Source organism: Nocardiopsis sp. NPDC058631, from assembly GCF_042716955.1.
GTDB lineage: Bacteria > Actinomycetota > Actinomycetes > Streptosporangiales > Streptosporangiaceae > Nocardiopsis.
On the sequence record NZ_JBHXQY010000012.1, the window covers coordinates 56206 to 70063 of the forward strand.

Below are 13858 nucleotides of genomic sequence, written 5' to 3' on the forward strand. Positions count from 1 at the left end.
GCACGGCCCCCGGCCCCGCCGGGGGCCGGGTCAGGCCAGGACCTCGGCCAGACGCTCGCCCAGCCCCCGCTCGGGCTCGCCCCACGTGCCCACCTCGACCTCGTCGCCCACCGCCAGGCCCCCCGGCCGGGTGACGGCGAACATGGCGCCGAAGGACACCCCGCCGCCGTCCGCGCGCCGGTAGCCCGCCAGGGTCCGCAGGGGCTCGGGTCCGTCCCTCTCACCCCGCACCTGGTCCACGGTCGTCACCACACAGCGGATGCACACCTTCGCGTAGCCCAGCTCGGCGGTCCCCAGGCGGAGGGAGCGCACCCGGTCCTCGGTGTGCGGCCGCTCCCACCCGGACACCACGACGTTGGGGCGGAACCGGTCGATCGGCACGGGCTCGGCGCCGCGCTCCAGGATGCGCGTGCTGAGCAGGTCCAGGGAGGAGGCGGACACCAGAAGGACCGCGCTGTTGTCCGCGAACCCGCTGGTACCGGGGGTCGTCCCCCCGGTCAGGCGTCGGTGGTCGTCGGGTACCCGCACCAGGCGGCTCGGCGCGCCCAGCACGTCGGACAGCCACGCGGCGACCGCGTCCCCCTGGTCCACGCCCACGAACGGCTTCCGGTGCAGGACGACGTCCAGCCGGGGGCCTTCGGGGTCGACCCCGACGTCGAGGGGTCCGAACCCGTCCGTGTCCAGCCGCAGGACGGTGCCGTCGTCGGTGACCCCGGCGCGCACACGCGCCAGCCGGGGGTCGTTGCGCTGGCTGCGGAAACCGCCGCCGCCGTCGACCACCATGAACGCGCGGTCGTGGATGATCCCGGCAGGGGTCACGGGGGCGGAACGCAGGGAGGTCCCGGCACACCCCTTGACGGGGTAGTGGACGAGTTCGGAGATTCGAGCCATGGGCAGACGTTACCGCCCGCCCCTGTCGGGGGTTGCGGGCCCTGCGGCCCCGCGGGGTAGCCTCCACTCCTCCGAGACCGTGTTCCGACACCGACGGGATTCCCCATGCGCGCCACCCTCCCCCGCCTCGCCCTGGGTGCCCTTTTGCTCACCACCGGCTGTGCCGGCGGGGAGGGGGCCGTCGGCCCTTCCCCCGCGGTGCCCGCGGAGGACGAGCCGACGGAACACGTCTTCGCCGCCGGTGAGCAGATCACCGCGGACCTGACGATGTACGACGGTGACGACGGCCGCCGGACGCCCTTCTTCTCGGGGTACCGGCCCACGATCGAGTTCCGGCACACGGGGCGGTCCGGCGAGTGCGGGGTGCGGCTGCCCGTCGACCTGCGGGAGTTTTCGCCGGGGGAGACCCACATGGTCGTCCTGGAGTGCGACATGGAGGTCGTGGTCCCCGTGGACGATCCGGGGTTCGCACTGGTGGAGGAGGGCGTCGAACGCGGCACGGGCGAGGTGGTCCCCACCGGGGAGGGGTGACCGCCCACCCTGATCGTACCGCCCTTGCCTTATATAGGTGCATGCTTATATTCTGGCGGCATGCACGCCTTCGACGTCCTCGGGGACCCCGTCCGCCGCCGCCTGCTGGAGCTGCTCAACGACGGCGAGCGCTCCTCGGGCGAGCTGACCGAGGTCGTACGGGCGGAGTTCGGCATCTCACAGCCCGCCGTCTCCCAGCACCTGCGGGTGCTCAGGGAGAACGGGTTCGCCACCGTGCGCAAGGACGGCAACCGCAGGCTCTACGCCGTGGACACCGAGCCGATGCGCGACGTCGACGCCTGGCTGCGGCGCTTCGCCGCGCGCTGGGAGCCGCACCTGATGGCACTCGACACCGAACTCGCCCGGGGCAGACGCGAACGCCGGCTCCGGAGCCGCACCGATCAGGAACGGAAGCCATGACACCCACACCGGGGGAAGCACGATGGACATAGAGCACGAGGTCGACGAGGTCGGCCGATCGGTCAGCACCCGTGCGACCGGGTCCGGCCAGGAGAGCGCCGTCACGATCAGCCGCGCCTATGACGTGCCGGTCGAAGACCTGTGGGACGCCTGTACCGACCCGGAGCGCCTCCCCCGGTGGTTCCTCCCGGTCACGGGGGACCTCCGCGTCGGCGGCACGTACCGGCTGGAGGACAGCGCGGGTGGCCGGGTCCTGGCCTGCGAGCCGCCGCACTCCTTCAGCGTGACCTGGGAGTACGACGGTGAGACGAGCGAGGTGGAGGTCCGCTTCTTCGCGGAGTCCGGCAGCCGCTCGCGGTTCGAGCTGTCCCACATCGCGCCGCACAACGAGTTCTGGGAACGGTTCGGGCCCGGGGCCACGGGCATCGGATGGGAACTGGGGCTGATCGGTCTCCTCCCGCATCTGGTCAGCGGCGCGAACGTCGCGCCGGAGGTCACCGCATGGGCCCGGTCCGAGGAGGCGCGGCGGTACATGGAGCTGAGCGGCCGCCGCTGGGCGACGGCGCACGCGGAGTCCGGCGCGGACCCGGAGAAGGCGGATGCCGCCGTGGACCGCACCATCGCCTCCTACACGGCGCCGCCGGAGGAGGACCCCGCCGACCAGGACTGAGGGCCCGGAGCCGGAGCGGCCCGCCCCGGGCGGCGGATCAGCGGGCGACCCGGAAGAAACCCTCCGAGATGAGCGTGCGCAGTGCGTCCGGCGTCCGCTCCCGCACGACCGCCGGGTCCTCGCCGATGAGCTGTGCGATGGCGTCCAGGAGCGGACCCACGGGCATGGTGCCGTCGCACACCCCGGCCAGGGCGGCCTCGACGGTCCCCACCCGGGCGACCCGGCGGGGGCCGTTCTGCTGGCGCAGCACGATCTTCTCCGGGTCCGGGGCACCCGGCGTGCCCACCCGCTCCTCCACCACCCCGGGAGCGAGCGCGACGTGGGCCGACAGCAGGGCGGCGTCGGTGAGCCGCAGCGCCGTCATCGCCCCGTCCACCACGTCGGGCAGGTACGGGCCGACCGGCTGCTCGATGTCGTGCCGCAGTTCCTCCACGCGCACCGTCGCGTCCTGGGCCACGTCGTTGCGCAGACTGATCCAGCCGAAGCCGATGCCCTTGATGCCCTCGCGCTCGAAGTAGTCCAGCCAGGCGTCGTAGCGGCGCGTGTACTCGGGCGTTCCGTGCTCGCAGGAGTCGCGCAGCCACAGCTCGACGTACTGGGCGGGGTCCTGCACGTCGCGCTGGACCACCCAGCCCGAGCAGCCGGTCCCCGTCACCCAGCCGCCGACCCTGTCCTCCCAGTCGTCGCCGTCGGAGTGCACCCAGTTCGCGAGGATCTGGCACCAGCCGCCCTCGGTGAGGTGCGCGGGAGCCTGCCGCACCAGCTCGGCGCAGACGGTGTCACCGGGAAGGTCGGACTCCCGGTAGGTGTACCGGGACGAGTCGGGGGTGATCACGAACGGCGGGTTGGACACGATGAGGTCGAACCGCTCACCCTCCACCGGTTCGTACAGGGAACCCTGTGCCAGGCGCGCGCCGGTGACCCCGGACAGGGCGAGGCTGATCCCGGCCAGGCGCACGGAGCGCGGGTTGAGGTCGGTGGCGACCACCTCGCGGGCCCGTGACGCCAGGTGCAGCGCCTGCACGCCGCAGCCGGTGCCGACGTCCAGGGCGCGTTCGACGGGGCCGTCGACGATCAGCTGGGACAGGGTGGCGGACGCGTTGCCCGCGCCCACCACGTGGTCGTGGCGGGGGACGGCGCCGCTGCCGGGCCGCACCTTGGGGTCGGAGACCACGAAGCCGGGCCTGCCGTCCTCCAGGTCCCACGGGCCCAGGTGGACGAGGGCGCGCACGACGGGACCGCCGGCGCCCTCCTCGACGGTGACCAGACCGGCCTCGGCCAGTTCGTCCACGGGCAGGATGGTCCGCGCGGCCCGTGCGGGGATGGGCGACTGGAGCCACCACAGGCGCAGCAGCAGTCCGAGCCGTTCCTCCCCGCCGGTGGCGCGCAGGGCGGGCACCAGCTCTTCGCGGGCCAGGGCCCGGGCGGCGGCGTCGCCCAGCCGGTCGCGGACGCCGGACACCGTGTAGTCGGCGTCGATGAGGATGCCGCGGAGTCGGTCGGCGAGGCCGCGCGGGAATTCTGTCTCAGACACCCGCCCATTATCGGGCAGAACAGCGGTGCCCCGCCGACAGGAGGTGCGTCCTGGTCAGGGGGTGTCGGAGAAGCGGGAGGCCAGGCGCTCTGCGGACTCGTCCCTTTTGCGGAGCAGGCGCGGTATGTACAGGAATCCGAACACGCCGAGTGCGGTACCGGTCACGCAGACGCCGATCCACCAGCGCTCGGTCTGCGGGAGGGCGTCGCCCATGGCGAGGAGGACGACGAGGGCGACGGCCCACGCGAGGGTGCCGATCGCGGCGGGCACGCGGTAGTCGCTCTCGTGGACTTCCGGGTCGGGCTGGCGAGGTGTGCGCACGGACCAAGGCTATCCGTTCACACGGAGACGGCGGCGGTGCTCTCGCGCCCTGGGCTCCGAACAGGGAAGCGTTCGTCACACTCCACTTTCGGATCATCCGATCATATGGCGATTTCTATGAAACTCGTGTGAAACATGTGTCGGCTCTTGTATGAACCTGCAACTAATCTGGCGCAGAATCCTTGTTGTCCGGTAACACGACCAGGTCAGGCTGACGACGTGAACGCACCAACACCATCCCCCACCGACGACAGAGCGGCCTCAGCCCCCAGGGGCCCCGTGGACCGCTTCTTCCACATCTCCGAGCGGGGCTCCACCTTCGGCACCGAGATCCGTGGCGGTCTGGCGACCTTCTTCGCCATGGCGTACATCATCGTGCTGAACCCCCTGATCCTGAACGGCACCGCGGACGTCAACGGCGACGTCCTGGAGGTCCCCCAGCTCGTCGCCGTCACCGCTCTGGTCGCCGCGATCAGCAGCGTCCTGATGGGCATCGTCAGCCGCTACCCGTTCGCGCTCGCCGCGGGCATGGGCCTCAACGCCGTCGTCGCGTACGGTGTCGCGCCGCTGATGACCTGGTCCGACGTCTTCCTCCTGCTGATCCTTGAGGGCGTCATCCTCATGGTCCTGGTCCTGACCGGCTTTCGCACCGCGGTCTTCGCCGCCATCCCCGGTGGGCTGAAGATCGCCATCGGCGTCGGTGTGGGCCTGTTCCTGACGATCATCGGCTTCGTCAACTCCGGCTTCGTCCAGGGCGGCGGCGGCACGGTCGTCAGCCTCGGGAACGGCGGGCTGAACACCCTTCCCCTGCTGATCTTCGTCATCGGCCTCCTGGTCACCATCGGGCTCTACGTCCGCAAGGTCCCCGGCGCGATGCTGCTGGGCATCGTCGTCTCCACGATCGCCGCCATCGTCGTCCAGTCGCTGTTCGGCAACCGCGGTGACGGCCTCGCCTGGCAGCTGCCGGGCTCCACCCCGAGCCTGCCGACGTCGGTCGGCGACGTCGTCGCCCTCCCGGACCTCTCCCTGATCGGCCTGTTCGCCGAGGGCGGCTTCAACATCGCGGCCCGCTGGTCCGACGTGGGCATCGCGACCGTCGTCATGCTGCTGTTCACGCTGATGCTGGCCGACTTCTTCGACACCATGGGCACCATGGTCGGCGTCGCCCACCAGGCGGAGCTGACCGACGAGAACGGCAACCTGCCCAAGACCCGCGAGGTCCTGGCCGTCGACGCGTTCGGCACGGTCTTCGGCGGCGTCGCCTCCGCGTCCATCGCGACCGTCTACGCCGAGTCCGCCGCGGGCGTCGCCGAGGGTGCGCGGACCGGCATCGCGCCCATCGTCACCGGACTGATGATGCTCGGCGCGACCTTCTTCGCGCCGCTGGTCACCATCGTGCCGTTCGAGGCCGCCACCCCGGTCCTCATCATCGTCGGCTTCATGATGCTGCTGCCGGTCGGCAAGATCGACTTCATGGACCCGGCCGTGGGCCTGGCGTCGTTCTTCGCGATCGTGATCATGCCGTTCACGTACTCGATCGCCAACGGCATCGGCATGGCGTTCATCGTCTACACGTTCGTGCGCCTGGTCGAGGGCAAGCCGCGCCAGGTCCACCCCCTCATGTGGGTGGTCTCCGTCGTCTTCCTCCTCCACTTCGCCGAGGCTCCGATCTACGCGCTCATCGGCTGATCCCCGCCCCGGCCCGGGCCGGGAATTCCTGCGACAGTGGACGGCGTTGACCCCAGTGATGAGTCAACGCCGTTTACTTATGTGTCCACACCATGGGTCGGTGGCCGCATCAGTCCCTCCCCGGCAGCCCGTCCGGGCGGGGAGGGACTGATGCGGCGTATCGCCATGTTCCGCTCACTGGCCGTCCGCAACTACAGGCTCTACGCCATCGGCCAGCTACTCTCCAACCCCGGCACCTGGATGCAGCGCATCGCCCAGGACTGGCTGGTCCTCCAGCTCAGCGGCGGCAGCGGCATCGCACTCGGTATGACCACCGCGCTCCAGTTCCTGCCACTGCTCCTCTTCGGGCTGTGGGGCGGCGCGCTGGTCGACCGGCTGGACAAGCGCAGACTGCTGATCTGCACCCAGAGCGTCATGGGAGCGCTCGCCGTCGCCCTGGGCGTCCTCGCCACCGCCGGCGCGGCCCAGGTCTGGCACGTGTACGTGTTCGCCTTCGCCCTCGGCCTCGTCACCGTGCTCGACAACCCCGGGCGCCAGGCCTTCGTCCCCGAGATGGTCGACCGCGAACACCTGTCCAACGCGATCGCGCTCAACAGCGCCAGCTTCCAGCTCGGCAGGGTCACCGGCCCGGCCATCGCCGGCCTGCTCATCGCGGTGATCGGCAGCGGCCCCGTGTTCCTGATCAACGGGGCCTCGTTCGGGTTCACGATCATCGCCCTGGCGATGATCCGCACCGCCGAGCTGACCACCACCGAGCGGGTGCCCCGCGGCAAGGGGCAGATCCGCGAGGGGCTGCGCTACATCGGCGGCAGACGCGACCTCGTCCTGCTGCTGGTCCTGGCCGCCGCCACCCAGTTCTTCGGAGCGAACGGCCAGAACCAGATCGCGCTGGTGGTCAACAACGTCTTCGAGGCCGGCGCGGCCGCGTTCGGTGTGGCCGCCGCCTGCCTGGCCGTGGGCGCCCTGGTCGGCGCGCTCCTCGCGGCCCGGCGCGACCGCCCCAGGCTGCGCCTGGTGCTGATCGGGGCGATGTCCTTCGGCGCGCTCCAGGTGGTCGCGGGGCTGATGCCCGGCTACGTGGCGTTCATCGTGGTGCTGGTGCCCATGGGCATGGCCTTTTTGACCTACGTGACGACCCTCAACGCCACCTTCCAGCTCAGTGTCGACCCCCAGATGCGCGGGCGCGTCATGAGCATGTTCCTGCTCGTGTTCATGGGCGTGACCCCCATCGGCGCACCCGCCGTGGGGCTGCTGGCCGACGCTTTCGGACCGCAGGCCAGCCTGATCATCGGCGGCACGGTCACCGTGCTGGTGGTCGCGGCGCTCACCGGCCCGCTGTTCAGGGTCCACGGGGTCAGGGTGCGCGACCTGTTCCCGGGCCGCCGGAGGGCGGCAGCGCCGCCCGCCGATCCGGAGCCGCAGGAGGAGGAGGGGGCCGGGCGGGTCCTGGCCGAACGCGACGCGGACGGCGTCACCGCGGCCGGGTCCACCGGTGGCCCCGACGATCCCGGCAGGCCCCCCGAGGACGCGGTCACCCGTGCCTGAGCCCCGGTCGTGGAGCGGGTCGGCGGCCCCGGGCCGAGGACCGGGAGGACGCGGGAGATGACGCGCCTGGGCGGGCGGCGGGGACCCGCGGACCCGACTCGCCGGGATGCGGCGGGGCCACGGGAAGGTGAGGATGGGGGGATGAGACTGTTCGTTGCCCTGGTGCCACCGCCCGACGTGGTGGAGACGGTGTGCGAGGCCGTCGACCGGGGGCGCCGCCACACCCCCGAGCTGCGGTGGACGCCTCCGGGTGAATGGCACCTGACCCTGCTCTTCCTCGGTGAGGTCGCCGACGACCTGCTGCCCGGACTCACCGCCGCGCTCGGGAGGGTGGCCCGCGACAGGAGGCCCCTGGAGCTCGCGGCGCGCGGCTGGGGGACCTTCCCGCGCAGCAACGCCCGCTCCTCCGTGCTGTGGTCCGGCGTCAACGGCGACACCCAGGCCCTCGGCATCCTCGTCGACCGGCTGCGGTCGGCCGCCGACCGGAGCGGCGTCACGGTCGACCAACGCCCGTACGTGCCCCACATCACGGTCGCCCGGAGCCGCCCCGCGCGGGACCTCGCCAGCACCGTCCACTCCCTCGGAACCCTGCGCAGCCGCAGGTGGGAGGTGCGCGAGATGCACCTGGTGGAGAGCCTCCCCGAGTCGGCGGACCGCTACCGGACCGTCCGAACCTGGGCGTTAGGCTGGGAGCCGGATCCCACCCCACCACCGGAGCGGAGCACGTCATGAGCATGCTCACCAACAACCGCAAGCAGCGGTGGCTGCTGCCCGTGGTCCTGGGCTCCATCATGCTGATCGTGGTCCTGGGAGCACTCCTGGGCTGAGCACGGCCGCCGGACCGACTGACCCGGGGCGGCGGTGTCCCGCTTCCGCGCCGCCCCGGTCACGCGGCGGCGGAGGCCAGGCTCGCCGCGTGCGCCACCAGCGCCGCGTTGTCGTCGGCCTCCGTGCCGTCCGGGAGCCGCATGGTGTCCTCCAGGCCGATCCGGATGTCGTAGCCCGAGGCCACCGCCGACTCCAGCAGCGGCCAGGCGGTCGCGTCCGCCCCGTGCAGCATCCGGGGGGCGTCCACCCGGGCCCGGTCCAGGAGCGAGAGGATCGCGTCCGCGTTGCGCTCGGCGTCCTCCACCGTGACCTGGGTCGGCTCGACCAGCACCGACGACACCCGCATCTTCGTGGCGACCAGGATGCGGGCCGCCTCCACCGTCCACACCCCCGCCTCCACGTCCACCCTGCGGTCGTCCAGGAGGTGGGCCAGGTCGACCGAACCCGCTTCGTGCAGGTTGAGTGTGACCGAGTCCGGTAACAGCGGGGACGCCCACCTGTGTACGAGGTCGTAGCGGCGCCACGGATCCGACTCCGCGGACAGCGACGTGGTCAGCGACACCGGCACGGCCGGGCCGTCGGACCGCAGACCCTCCATCAGTGGCGTGACCACCTGCGGTTCCAGCGACTCGGCGCCCCCGGGGCCGCGCGGGTGGACGTGGATGGCGTTCGCGCCCGCGGCGACCACCGCGTGGGCGTCCGCCACCAGCTGGTCCACGGACACGGGCAGAGCGGGGTGCGCTCCGGGGCGGCGGTCCCCGTTCAGACAGGCGACGATCCTCATGAGGGCTCTCCTAACGGCGCTCCGTAAGCCCAAATGTGCCCGTTCGTGCCCGGGCGCAAGCCACCTGGGCCGCGCCCTGGCAGGATGGCGTCCATGAGAAGACCGCTCGCGCTGGCCGCGACCGCACTGCTCGCGGCACTTCCCGCCGCCCCGGCGCTGGCGTCCCCCGAAGATCCGCAGGCCCCCAGCGGCGGCGTCGACTACCCGAGGGGCGGCGAGGGGCCCGAGGGTTCGGAGGTGGCGTTCGAGTTCCAGGACGCGAGGATCTCCGAGTCCAGCGGCATCGCGCCCTCCGCGCTGCACGAGGACGTGTGGTGGACGCACAACGACAGCGGCGATCACCCGAGCGAGGTGTACGCGGTCGACGGGTCCGGGCAGACGCTCGCCACCGTCTCCCTCGGCCTGGAACGGCGCGACTGGGAGGCGGTCGCCGTCGCGGAGGGGCCCGACGGGGCGCCGTCGGTCTTCGTGGCCGACATCGGCGACAACTTCGGCGGCAGCTGGGCCGACTACAGGGTCTACCGGTTCCCCGAACCGGAGGTCCTCGCCGACGGGGTGGTCGAACCGGTGACGCTGACGTTCACGTACGCGGACGGCGGCCGGGACGCGGAGTCGATGATGATCGATCCGCGCGACGGGCGGGTGTACACGGTGTCCAAGGAGTTCTCCGGAGGCCTGTACGCGGCTCCCGGGACGCTGGACCCCGAGGGCGCGAACGTGCTGGAGCGGATCGACTCGGCGCCGCTGTTCGCCACCGACGCCGCGTTCGGACCGGACGGCACCCGGTACGTGATCCGCACCTACTGGGGCGCCACGGTCTACGACTCCACCGACGGGGTGCCGGGCCGCCCGCTCGGCTCCTTCGACCTGCCCGAGTCGGACCAGGGCGAGTCGGTGGCGTTCACCCCCGACGGGACAGCGCTCATGGCGGGGACCGAAGGGCTCAACGCGCCCGTGTGGCGGGTCCCCCTGGCGGACGAGTACCTGCCCGAGGAACCGGTGGAGGTCGCGGCGGAGGCGGAACCCTCCGCCGAGGAGGACGGCGGGGACGGAGCGCAGGACGCAGGGAACGGCGGCGCGCTGCCGTTCATCCTGGGCGGGGTCGCGGTCGCGGCGGTGCTCATCGGCGGGATCGTCCTGCTCGCCCGCCGGGGCTGAGCACGGCACGGACCCGGCGGAGGAGGCGGCCGGTCATGACGGATCCCCGGTCTCCCGGCGGGCACGCAGGGCGCGCACCTTCTGGCGGTTGCCGCAGCGCTCCATGGAGCACCAGCGCCGCCGACCGGGGCGGGAGGTGTCCACGAAGACCAGCCGGCAGTCGTCGGAGCCGCACTCGCGGACGCGGTCGGCGAGGTCACCGCTGAACAGGTCCACCGCGTCGCGGGCGAAGGCGGACAGGACGGCGGTCGCGTCGGCGGGCTGGACCCAGGAGCGGACGCCCCCGGTGTCCATGGCGGGGGCCAGCGGGGGGCGTGCGGCGGCCCGGTTGACCTCGGCGACGTCCTCACGGGGGAGGGGCAGGCCAGCCCTGTGGGCGTCGGTCACGCGCCAGAGCGAGTCGCGCAGGCGCCGGGCCGCGGAGAGCTCCGCCCCGGTGACGCGGACCCGCTCGGGGTCCAGGTGGAGCCGGGACACCGCGAGCCAGTCGGCGAGGTCCCGGGGCTGGTGGAGGACCTCGAAGCGCGCGTACGCGCCGGGTCCCCCCGTGACCAGCAGTTCCAGACACAGGGCGCCCGGATCGAAGACGTAGGGGGAGCCGCTGGGAGGGTTCATCGGCAGGCCGGTTGTACTCCGTGTCATGTAACCAGTATAACTGGAATCACGCAGCGGGGTCAGGCCCGGACGGCCCCGCGTGAAGAAGAACGAGGAGGCCGACCATGGCCGTGGAATGGCAGCTCGTGGTGGACTGCGCGGAACCCCTCTCCCTCTCGCGGTTCTGGGCTGGGGCGCTGGAGTACGAGCCCGAGGACAACAGCGGGCTCATCGAACGCCTGGCCGCCGCGGGGGTGGTGGGCGAGAAGGACTACACCGAGGTGGACGGGCGCAAGGCCTGGGTCACGGCCGCGGCCATTCGCCACCCCGACGACCCGGTGGAGGGGGAGACCGGCTTCGGGCTGGGGCGGCGCGTGCTCTTCGTGTCCGTGCCCGAGCCCAAGAGCGTCAAGAACCGCCTGCACATCGACCTGAGGGTGGGTGCCGAGCTCCGGGACGGGGTCGTCAGCCGCCTGGAGGGGATGGGCGCGTCCGTCGTGCGCACCGTGGAGGAGCCCGGGGCCTCGCACGTCACCATGCGGGACCCCGAGGGGAACGAGTTCGACGTGCAGTGACGCGGGTCCGCGGCCGGGGACCGGTCCTTCCGCCGCGGCCCGCCTCCTCGGCCGTCAGTCCTCGACGGGCTGGGGGTCGAGGAAGTGCTCGCGCACCAGGAAGGCGTGCCGGGAGAAGTCGGTGAACACGCCGTCCACGCCGACCTCGAAGAACGCCTCGTACTCCGCGGCGAAGCCACCGTAGTCGCTCCGTTCCCCGTCCGAGCGCAGGTCGGCGGGCAGGAAGTGGTTCTCGCTGCGGAACGTGTACGGGTGCACCAGCAGCCCGGCCGCGTGCGCGTTCTCCACGAGGTCGGTGGGCTCTCCCAGGGTGCCGTCCTCGTTGGTGGGGATGACCAGGCTCTTGGCCGGACCGATCGCCTGCGCGAAGGTCGCGACCTCGGCCAGGCCTTCCGGGGTCGTGTAGTGCAGCCAGTGGTCCTGGGTGCCGAGCAGGAACACGAGCGGCAGCTCCGTCCCGGCGAGCTTGCGCAGGCTCTCGGCCTCGAAGGACTGGAGGAACACCGGCAGCGCCGGCTCCGGGCCGGTCAGCCCCGCCTCGCGCAGGGTGGCGATCAGGGGCGGCTCCAGCTCCAGCCCCTGGGCGGCGTGGTAGGCCGGGTGCTTGGTCTCCGGGTAGATCCCGATCGGCCTTCCCAGCTCCTTGGTGAGCGAGAACGCCAGCTCGACCACCTCGTCCAGGGTCGGGATCCCGTAGTCCCCGTCCATCAGGGCGTTCATGGCTCGCACGTCCTGGAGGCGCTCCACGGCGCGCAGGGTCCGGATCTCCTCCAGCGTGAAGTCCTGGGCGAAGAACCCGGTGGTCTCACGGCCGTCGATGGTCCGCGTGGTGCGCCGGTCGGCGAACTCCGGGTGCTCACCCACGTCCGTGGTCTCGCCGATCTCCTGCTCGTGGCGGCAGATCAGTTTCCCGTCCCGGGTGGCGACCAGGTCGATCTCGATGAAGTCGCCGCCGTAGCGGGCCCCCAGCTCGTAGGAGGCCAGCGTGTGCTCGGGACGGTGCCCCGACGCACCCCGGTGGGAGATGATCTTGATGGGGATTTCCTGCTTGTTCTTGTTCCTGCGCACAGCCGAACCGTCCTGAGAAGCCGAGATGCCGGGAAAGAGGGAGGCCGACCCGTGCGAACACGGGTCGGCCACCATTGTGCAACGTGGGGTGAACGGGTCAGGACAGCTTGGTGAGCACGTGGTCCACGCACTCGGTGAGCGCCTGGACGTCGCTCGGCTCGACGGCCGGGAACATGGCCACGCGCAGCTGGTTGCGGCCGAGCTTGCGGTACGGCTCGGTGTCGACGACACCGTTGGCGCGCAGCACCTTGGCGACGGCGGCCGCGTCCACGTCGTCACTGAAGTCGATGGTGCCGACCACCTGGGAGCGCTTGGCCGGGTCGGTGACGAACGGGGTCGCGACCGGGGACTTCTCCGCCCAGCCGTAGAGGATCGAGGAGGACTCGGCGGTGCGCGCCACCGTCCAGTCCAGACCGCCCCGGGAGTTCATCCACTCCAGCTGCTCGGCGAGCAGCAGCAGCGTGGCCACGGCCGGGGTGTTGTAGGTCTGGTCCTTGCGGGAGTTGTCCACCGCCGTCGTCAGCGAGAAGAACTCCGGAATGTACCGGCCGCTCGCGGCGATCTCGTCCACCCGGGCCAGGGCGCGGGGGGACATGACGGCCAGCCAGAGCCCGCCGTCGGCGGCGAAGCTCTTCTGCGGGGCGAAGTAGTAGACGTCGGTCTCGGTGATGTCGACGGGCAGGCCGCCCGCCCCGCTGGTGGCGTCCACGAGGACGAGCGCGTCGTCGTCGGCGCCCGCGACCCGCCTGATGGGCGCGGCCACGCCGGTGGACGTCTCGTTGTGGGTGAGGGCGTACACGTCCACGCCGGCCTCGGCGACGGGCTCGCCGTGGCTGCCGGGGTCGGTGCTGATGACGGTGGGCTCCCCCAGCCACGGGGCGCCCTTGGCGACCTTCGCGAACTTGCTGGAGAACTCACCGAAGGACAGGTGCTGGGACCTGGAGCGCAGCAGGCCGTGCGCGGCGATGTCCCAGAAGGCGGTGGTTCCACCGTTGCCGAGGACGACCTCGTACCCCTCGGGGAGGGAGAAGAGGTCGCTCACGCCGGCACGCACCCGGGAGACCAGGGACTTGACCGGCTTCTGCCGGTGCGAGGTCCCCATGTAGAGGGAGCCGGAGGAGGCGAGGGTCTCCAGCTGCGCGGGGCGGACTTTGGACGGGCCGCTGCCGAAACGGCCGTCGGTGGGCAGCAGGTTCGCGGGGATCTGAATCTCGTCGGTCACGCTCCCCAGCGTAGTGGTGGGAGCCGTG

Annotated in this window: 15 protein-coding genes; 8 read left to right on the forward strand and 7 right to left on the reverse strand. The window is 71.9% G+C overall.

The window, feature by feature from the left end:
• Window positions 1-30 precede the first annotated feature (30 nt).
• The gene (locus ACFWTE_RS06705) at window positions 31-891 is read right to left on the reverse strand and encodes an MOSC domain-containing protein (protein WP_378778347.1); all 861 of its coding nucleotides are present in this window, start codon (window positions 889-891) and stop codon (window positions 31-33) included.
• Window positions 892-996: 105 nt separating this feature from the next.
• Here ACFWTE_RS06705 and ACFWTE_RS06710 point away from each other — a divergent pair, with 105 nt between their 5' ends.
• Genes ACFWTE_RS06710 through ACFWTE_RS06720 form a run of 3 tightly spaced genes read left to right on the forward strand, consistent with a single transcriptional unit; the run spans window position 997 to window position 2512 of the window.
• Window positions 997-1422, forward strand: a complete 426-nt coding sequence (locus tag ACFWTE_RS06710; RefSeq protein ID WP_378778348.1) for a hypothetical protein — start codon at window positions 997-999, stop codon at window positions 1420-1422.
• 60 nt (window positions 1423-1482) lie between these two features.
• A complete protein-coding gene (locus ACFWTE_RS06715) occupies window positions 1483-1842 on the forward strand; it encodes an ArsR/SmtB family transcription factor (RefSeq protein WP_378778349.1) in 360 nt (119 codons plus the stop codon).
• A gap of 22 nt (window positions 1843-1864) precedes the next feature.
• A complete protein-coding gene (locus ACFWTE_RS06720) occupies window positions 1865-2512 on the forward strand; it encodes an SRPBCC family protein (protein ID WP_378778350.1) in 648 nt (215 codons plus the stop codon).
• 37 nt (window positions 2513-2549) lie between these two features.
• Here the strand turns inward: ACFWTE_RS06720 and ACFWTE_RS06725 are convergent, their stop codons facing one another.
• Entirely contained in the window at window positions 2550-4046 is a 1497-nt protein-coding gene (locus ACFWTE_RS06725) for a methyltransferase (RefSeq protein ID WP_378778351.1), read from the reverse strand.
• A gap of 54 nt (window positions 4047-4100) precedes the next feature.
• Window positions 4101-4367 carry a DUF2530 domain-containing protein gene (locus ACFWTE_RS06730; RefSeq protein ID WP_378778352.1) on the reverse strand — a complete coding sequence of 89 codons (267 nt, stop codon included), beginning with the start codon at window positions 4365-4367 and terminating at the stop codon, window positions 4101-4103.
• A gap of 219 nt (window positions 4368-4586) precedes the next feature.
• Between ACFWTE_RS06730 and ACFWTE_RS06735 the strand changes: the two genes are divergently transcribed.
• The 3 genes from ACFWTE_RS06735 (at window position 4587) to thpR (ending at window position 8333) form a co-directional block, all read left to right on the forward strand.
• Window positions 4587-6056 carry an NCS2 family permease gene (locus ACFWTE_RS06735; protein ID WP_378778353.1) on the forward strand — a complete coding sequence of 490 codons (1470 nt, stop codon included), beginning with the start codon at window positions 4587-4589 and terminating at the stop codon, window positions 6054-6056.
• A 150-nt stretch (window positions 6057-6206) separates the two neighbouring features.
• Complete coding sequence (locus ACFWTE_RS06740) at window positions 6207-7601, forward strand: MFS transporter (RefSeq protein ID WP_378778354.1); 1395 nt, start codon at window positions 6207-6209, stop codon at window positions 7599-7601.
• A gap of 141 nt (window positions 7602-7742) precedes the next feature.
• Window positions 7743-8333: an RNA 2',3'-cyclic phosphodiesterase gene (gene thpR / locus ACFWTE_RS06745; protein ID WP_378778355.1), complete on the forward strand. Its 591-nt coding sequence runs from the start codon at window positions 7743-7745 to the stop codon at window positions 8331-8333.
• 154 nt (window positions 8334-8487) lie between these two features.
• On the opposite strand, the gene ACFWTE_RS06750 is transcribed toward thpR, so the two are convergent.
• Complete coding sequence (locus tag ACFWTE_RS06750) at window positions 8488-9213, reverse strand: 3-keto-5-aminohexanoate cleavage protein (RefSeq protein ID WP_378778356.1); 726 nt, start codon at window positions 9211-9213, stop codon at window positions 8488-8490.
• Window positions 9214-9306: 93 nt separating this feature from the next.
• Between ACFWTE_RS06750 and ACFWTE_RS06755 the strand changes: the two genes are divergently transcribed.
• A complete protein-coding gene (locus ACFWTE_RS06755) occupies window positions 9307-10371 on the forward strand; it encodes a hypothetical protein (RefSeq protein WP_378778357.1) in 1065 nt (354 codons plus the stop codon).
• Window positions 10372-10404: 33 nt separating this feature from the next.
• Here the strand turns inward: ACFWTE_RS06755 and ACFWTE_RS06760 are convergent, their stop codons facing one another.
• Window positions 10405-11013 (reverse strand): CGNR zinc finger domain-containing protein, encoded by a 609-nt coding sequence (locus tag ACFWTE_RS06760; protein WP_378778358.1) that lies wholly within the window; start codon window positions 11011-11013, stop codon window positions 10405-10407.
• Between the two features lie 77 nt (window positions 11014-11090).
• On the opposite strand from ACFWTE_RS06760, the gene ACFWTE_RS06765 reads away from it, so the two are divergent.
• The gene (locus ACFWTE_RS06765; protein WP_378778359.1) at window positions 11091-11540 is read left to right on the forward strand and encodes a VOC family protein; all 450 of its coding nucleotides are present in this window, start codon (window positions 11091-11093) and stop codon (window positions 11538-11540) included.
• A 54-nt stretch (window positions 11541-11594) separates the two neighbouring features.
• On the opposite strand, the gene ACFWTE_RS06770 is transcribed toward ACFWTE_RS06765, so the two are convergent.
• Window positions 11595-12608: a glycerophosphodiester phosphodiesterase family protein gene (locus ACFWTE_RS06770; RefSeq protein WP_378778360.1), complete on the reverse strand. Its 1014-nt coding sequence runs from the start codon at window positions 12606-12608 to the stop codon at window positions 11595-11597.
• Window positions 12609-12705: 97 nt separating this feature from the next.
• Window positions 12706-13830 carry a phosphoserine transaminase gene (gene serC / locus ACFWTE_RS06775; protein ID WP_378778361.1) on the reverse strand — a complete coding sequence of 375 codons (1125 nt, stop codon included), beginning with the start codon at window positions 13828-13830 and terminating at the stop codon, window positions 12706-12708.
• Window positions 13831-13858 lie beyond the last annotated feature (28 nt).

What these genes read in the sequence shown, in the direction of transcription:
- ACFWTE_RS06750 (WP_378778356.1), bottom strand. Translation starts at nt 9,213, where the DNA reads ATGAGGATCGTCGCCTGTCTGAACGGGGACCGCCGCCCCGGAGCGCAC.
- ACFWTE_RS06715 (WP_378778349.1), top strand. Translation starts at nt 1,483, where the DNA reads ATGCACGCCTTCGACGTCCTCGGGGACCCCGTCCGCCGCCGCCTGCTG.
- ACFWTE_RS06760 (WP_378778358.1), bottom strand. Translation starts at nt 11,013, where the DNA reads ATGACACGGAGTACAACCGGCCTGCCGATGAACCCTCCCAGCGGCTCC.
- ACFWTE_RS06740 (WP_378778354.1), top strand. Translation starts at nt 6,207, where the DNA reads ATGCGGCGTATCGCCATGTTCCGCTCACTGGCCGTCCGCAACTACAGG.
- ACFWTE_RS06705 (WP_378778347.1), bottom strand. Translation starts at nt 891, where the DNA reads ATGGCTCGAATCTCCGAACTCGTCCACTACCCCGTCAAGGGGTGTGCC.
- ACFWTE_RS06755 (WP_378778357.1), top strand. Translation starts at nt 9,307, where the DNA reads ATGAGAAGACCGCTCGCGCTGGCCGCGACCGCACTGCTCGCGGCACTT.
- thpR (WP_378778355.1), top strand. Translation starts at nt 7,743, where the DNA reads ATGAGACTGTTCGTTGCCCTGGTGCCACCGCCCGACGTGGTGGAGACG.
- ACFWTE_RS06710 (WP_378778348.1), top strand. Translation starts at nt 997, where the DNA reads ATGCGCGCCACCCTCCCCCGCCTCGCCCTGGGTGCCCTTTTGCTCACC.
- ACFWTE_RS06720 (WP_378778350.1), top strand. Translation starts at nt 1,865, where the DNA reads ATGGACATAGAGCACGAGGTCGACGAGGTCGGCCGATCGGTCAGCACC.
- ACFWTE_RS06765 (WP_378778359.1), top strand. Translation starts at nt 11,091, where the DNA reads ATGGCCGTGGAATGGCAGCTCGTGGTGGACTGCGCGGAACCCCTCTCC.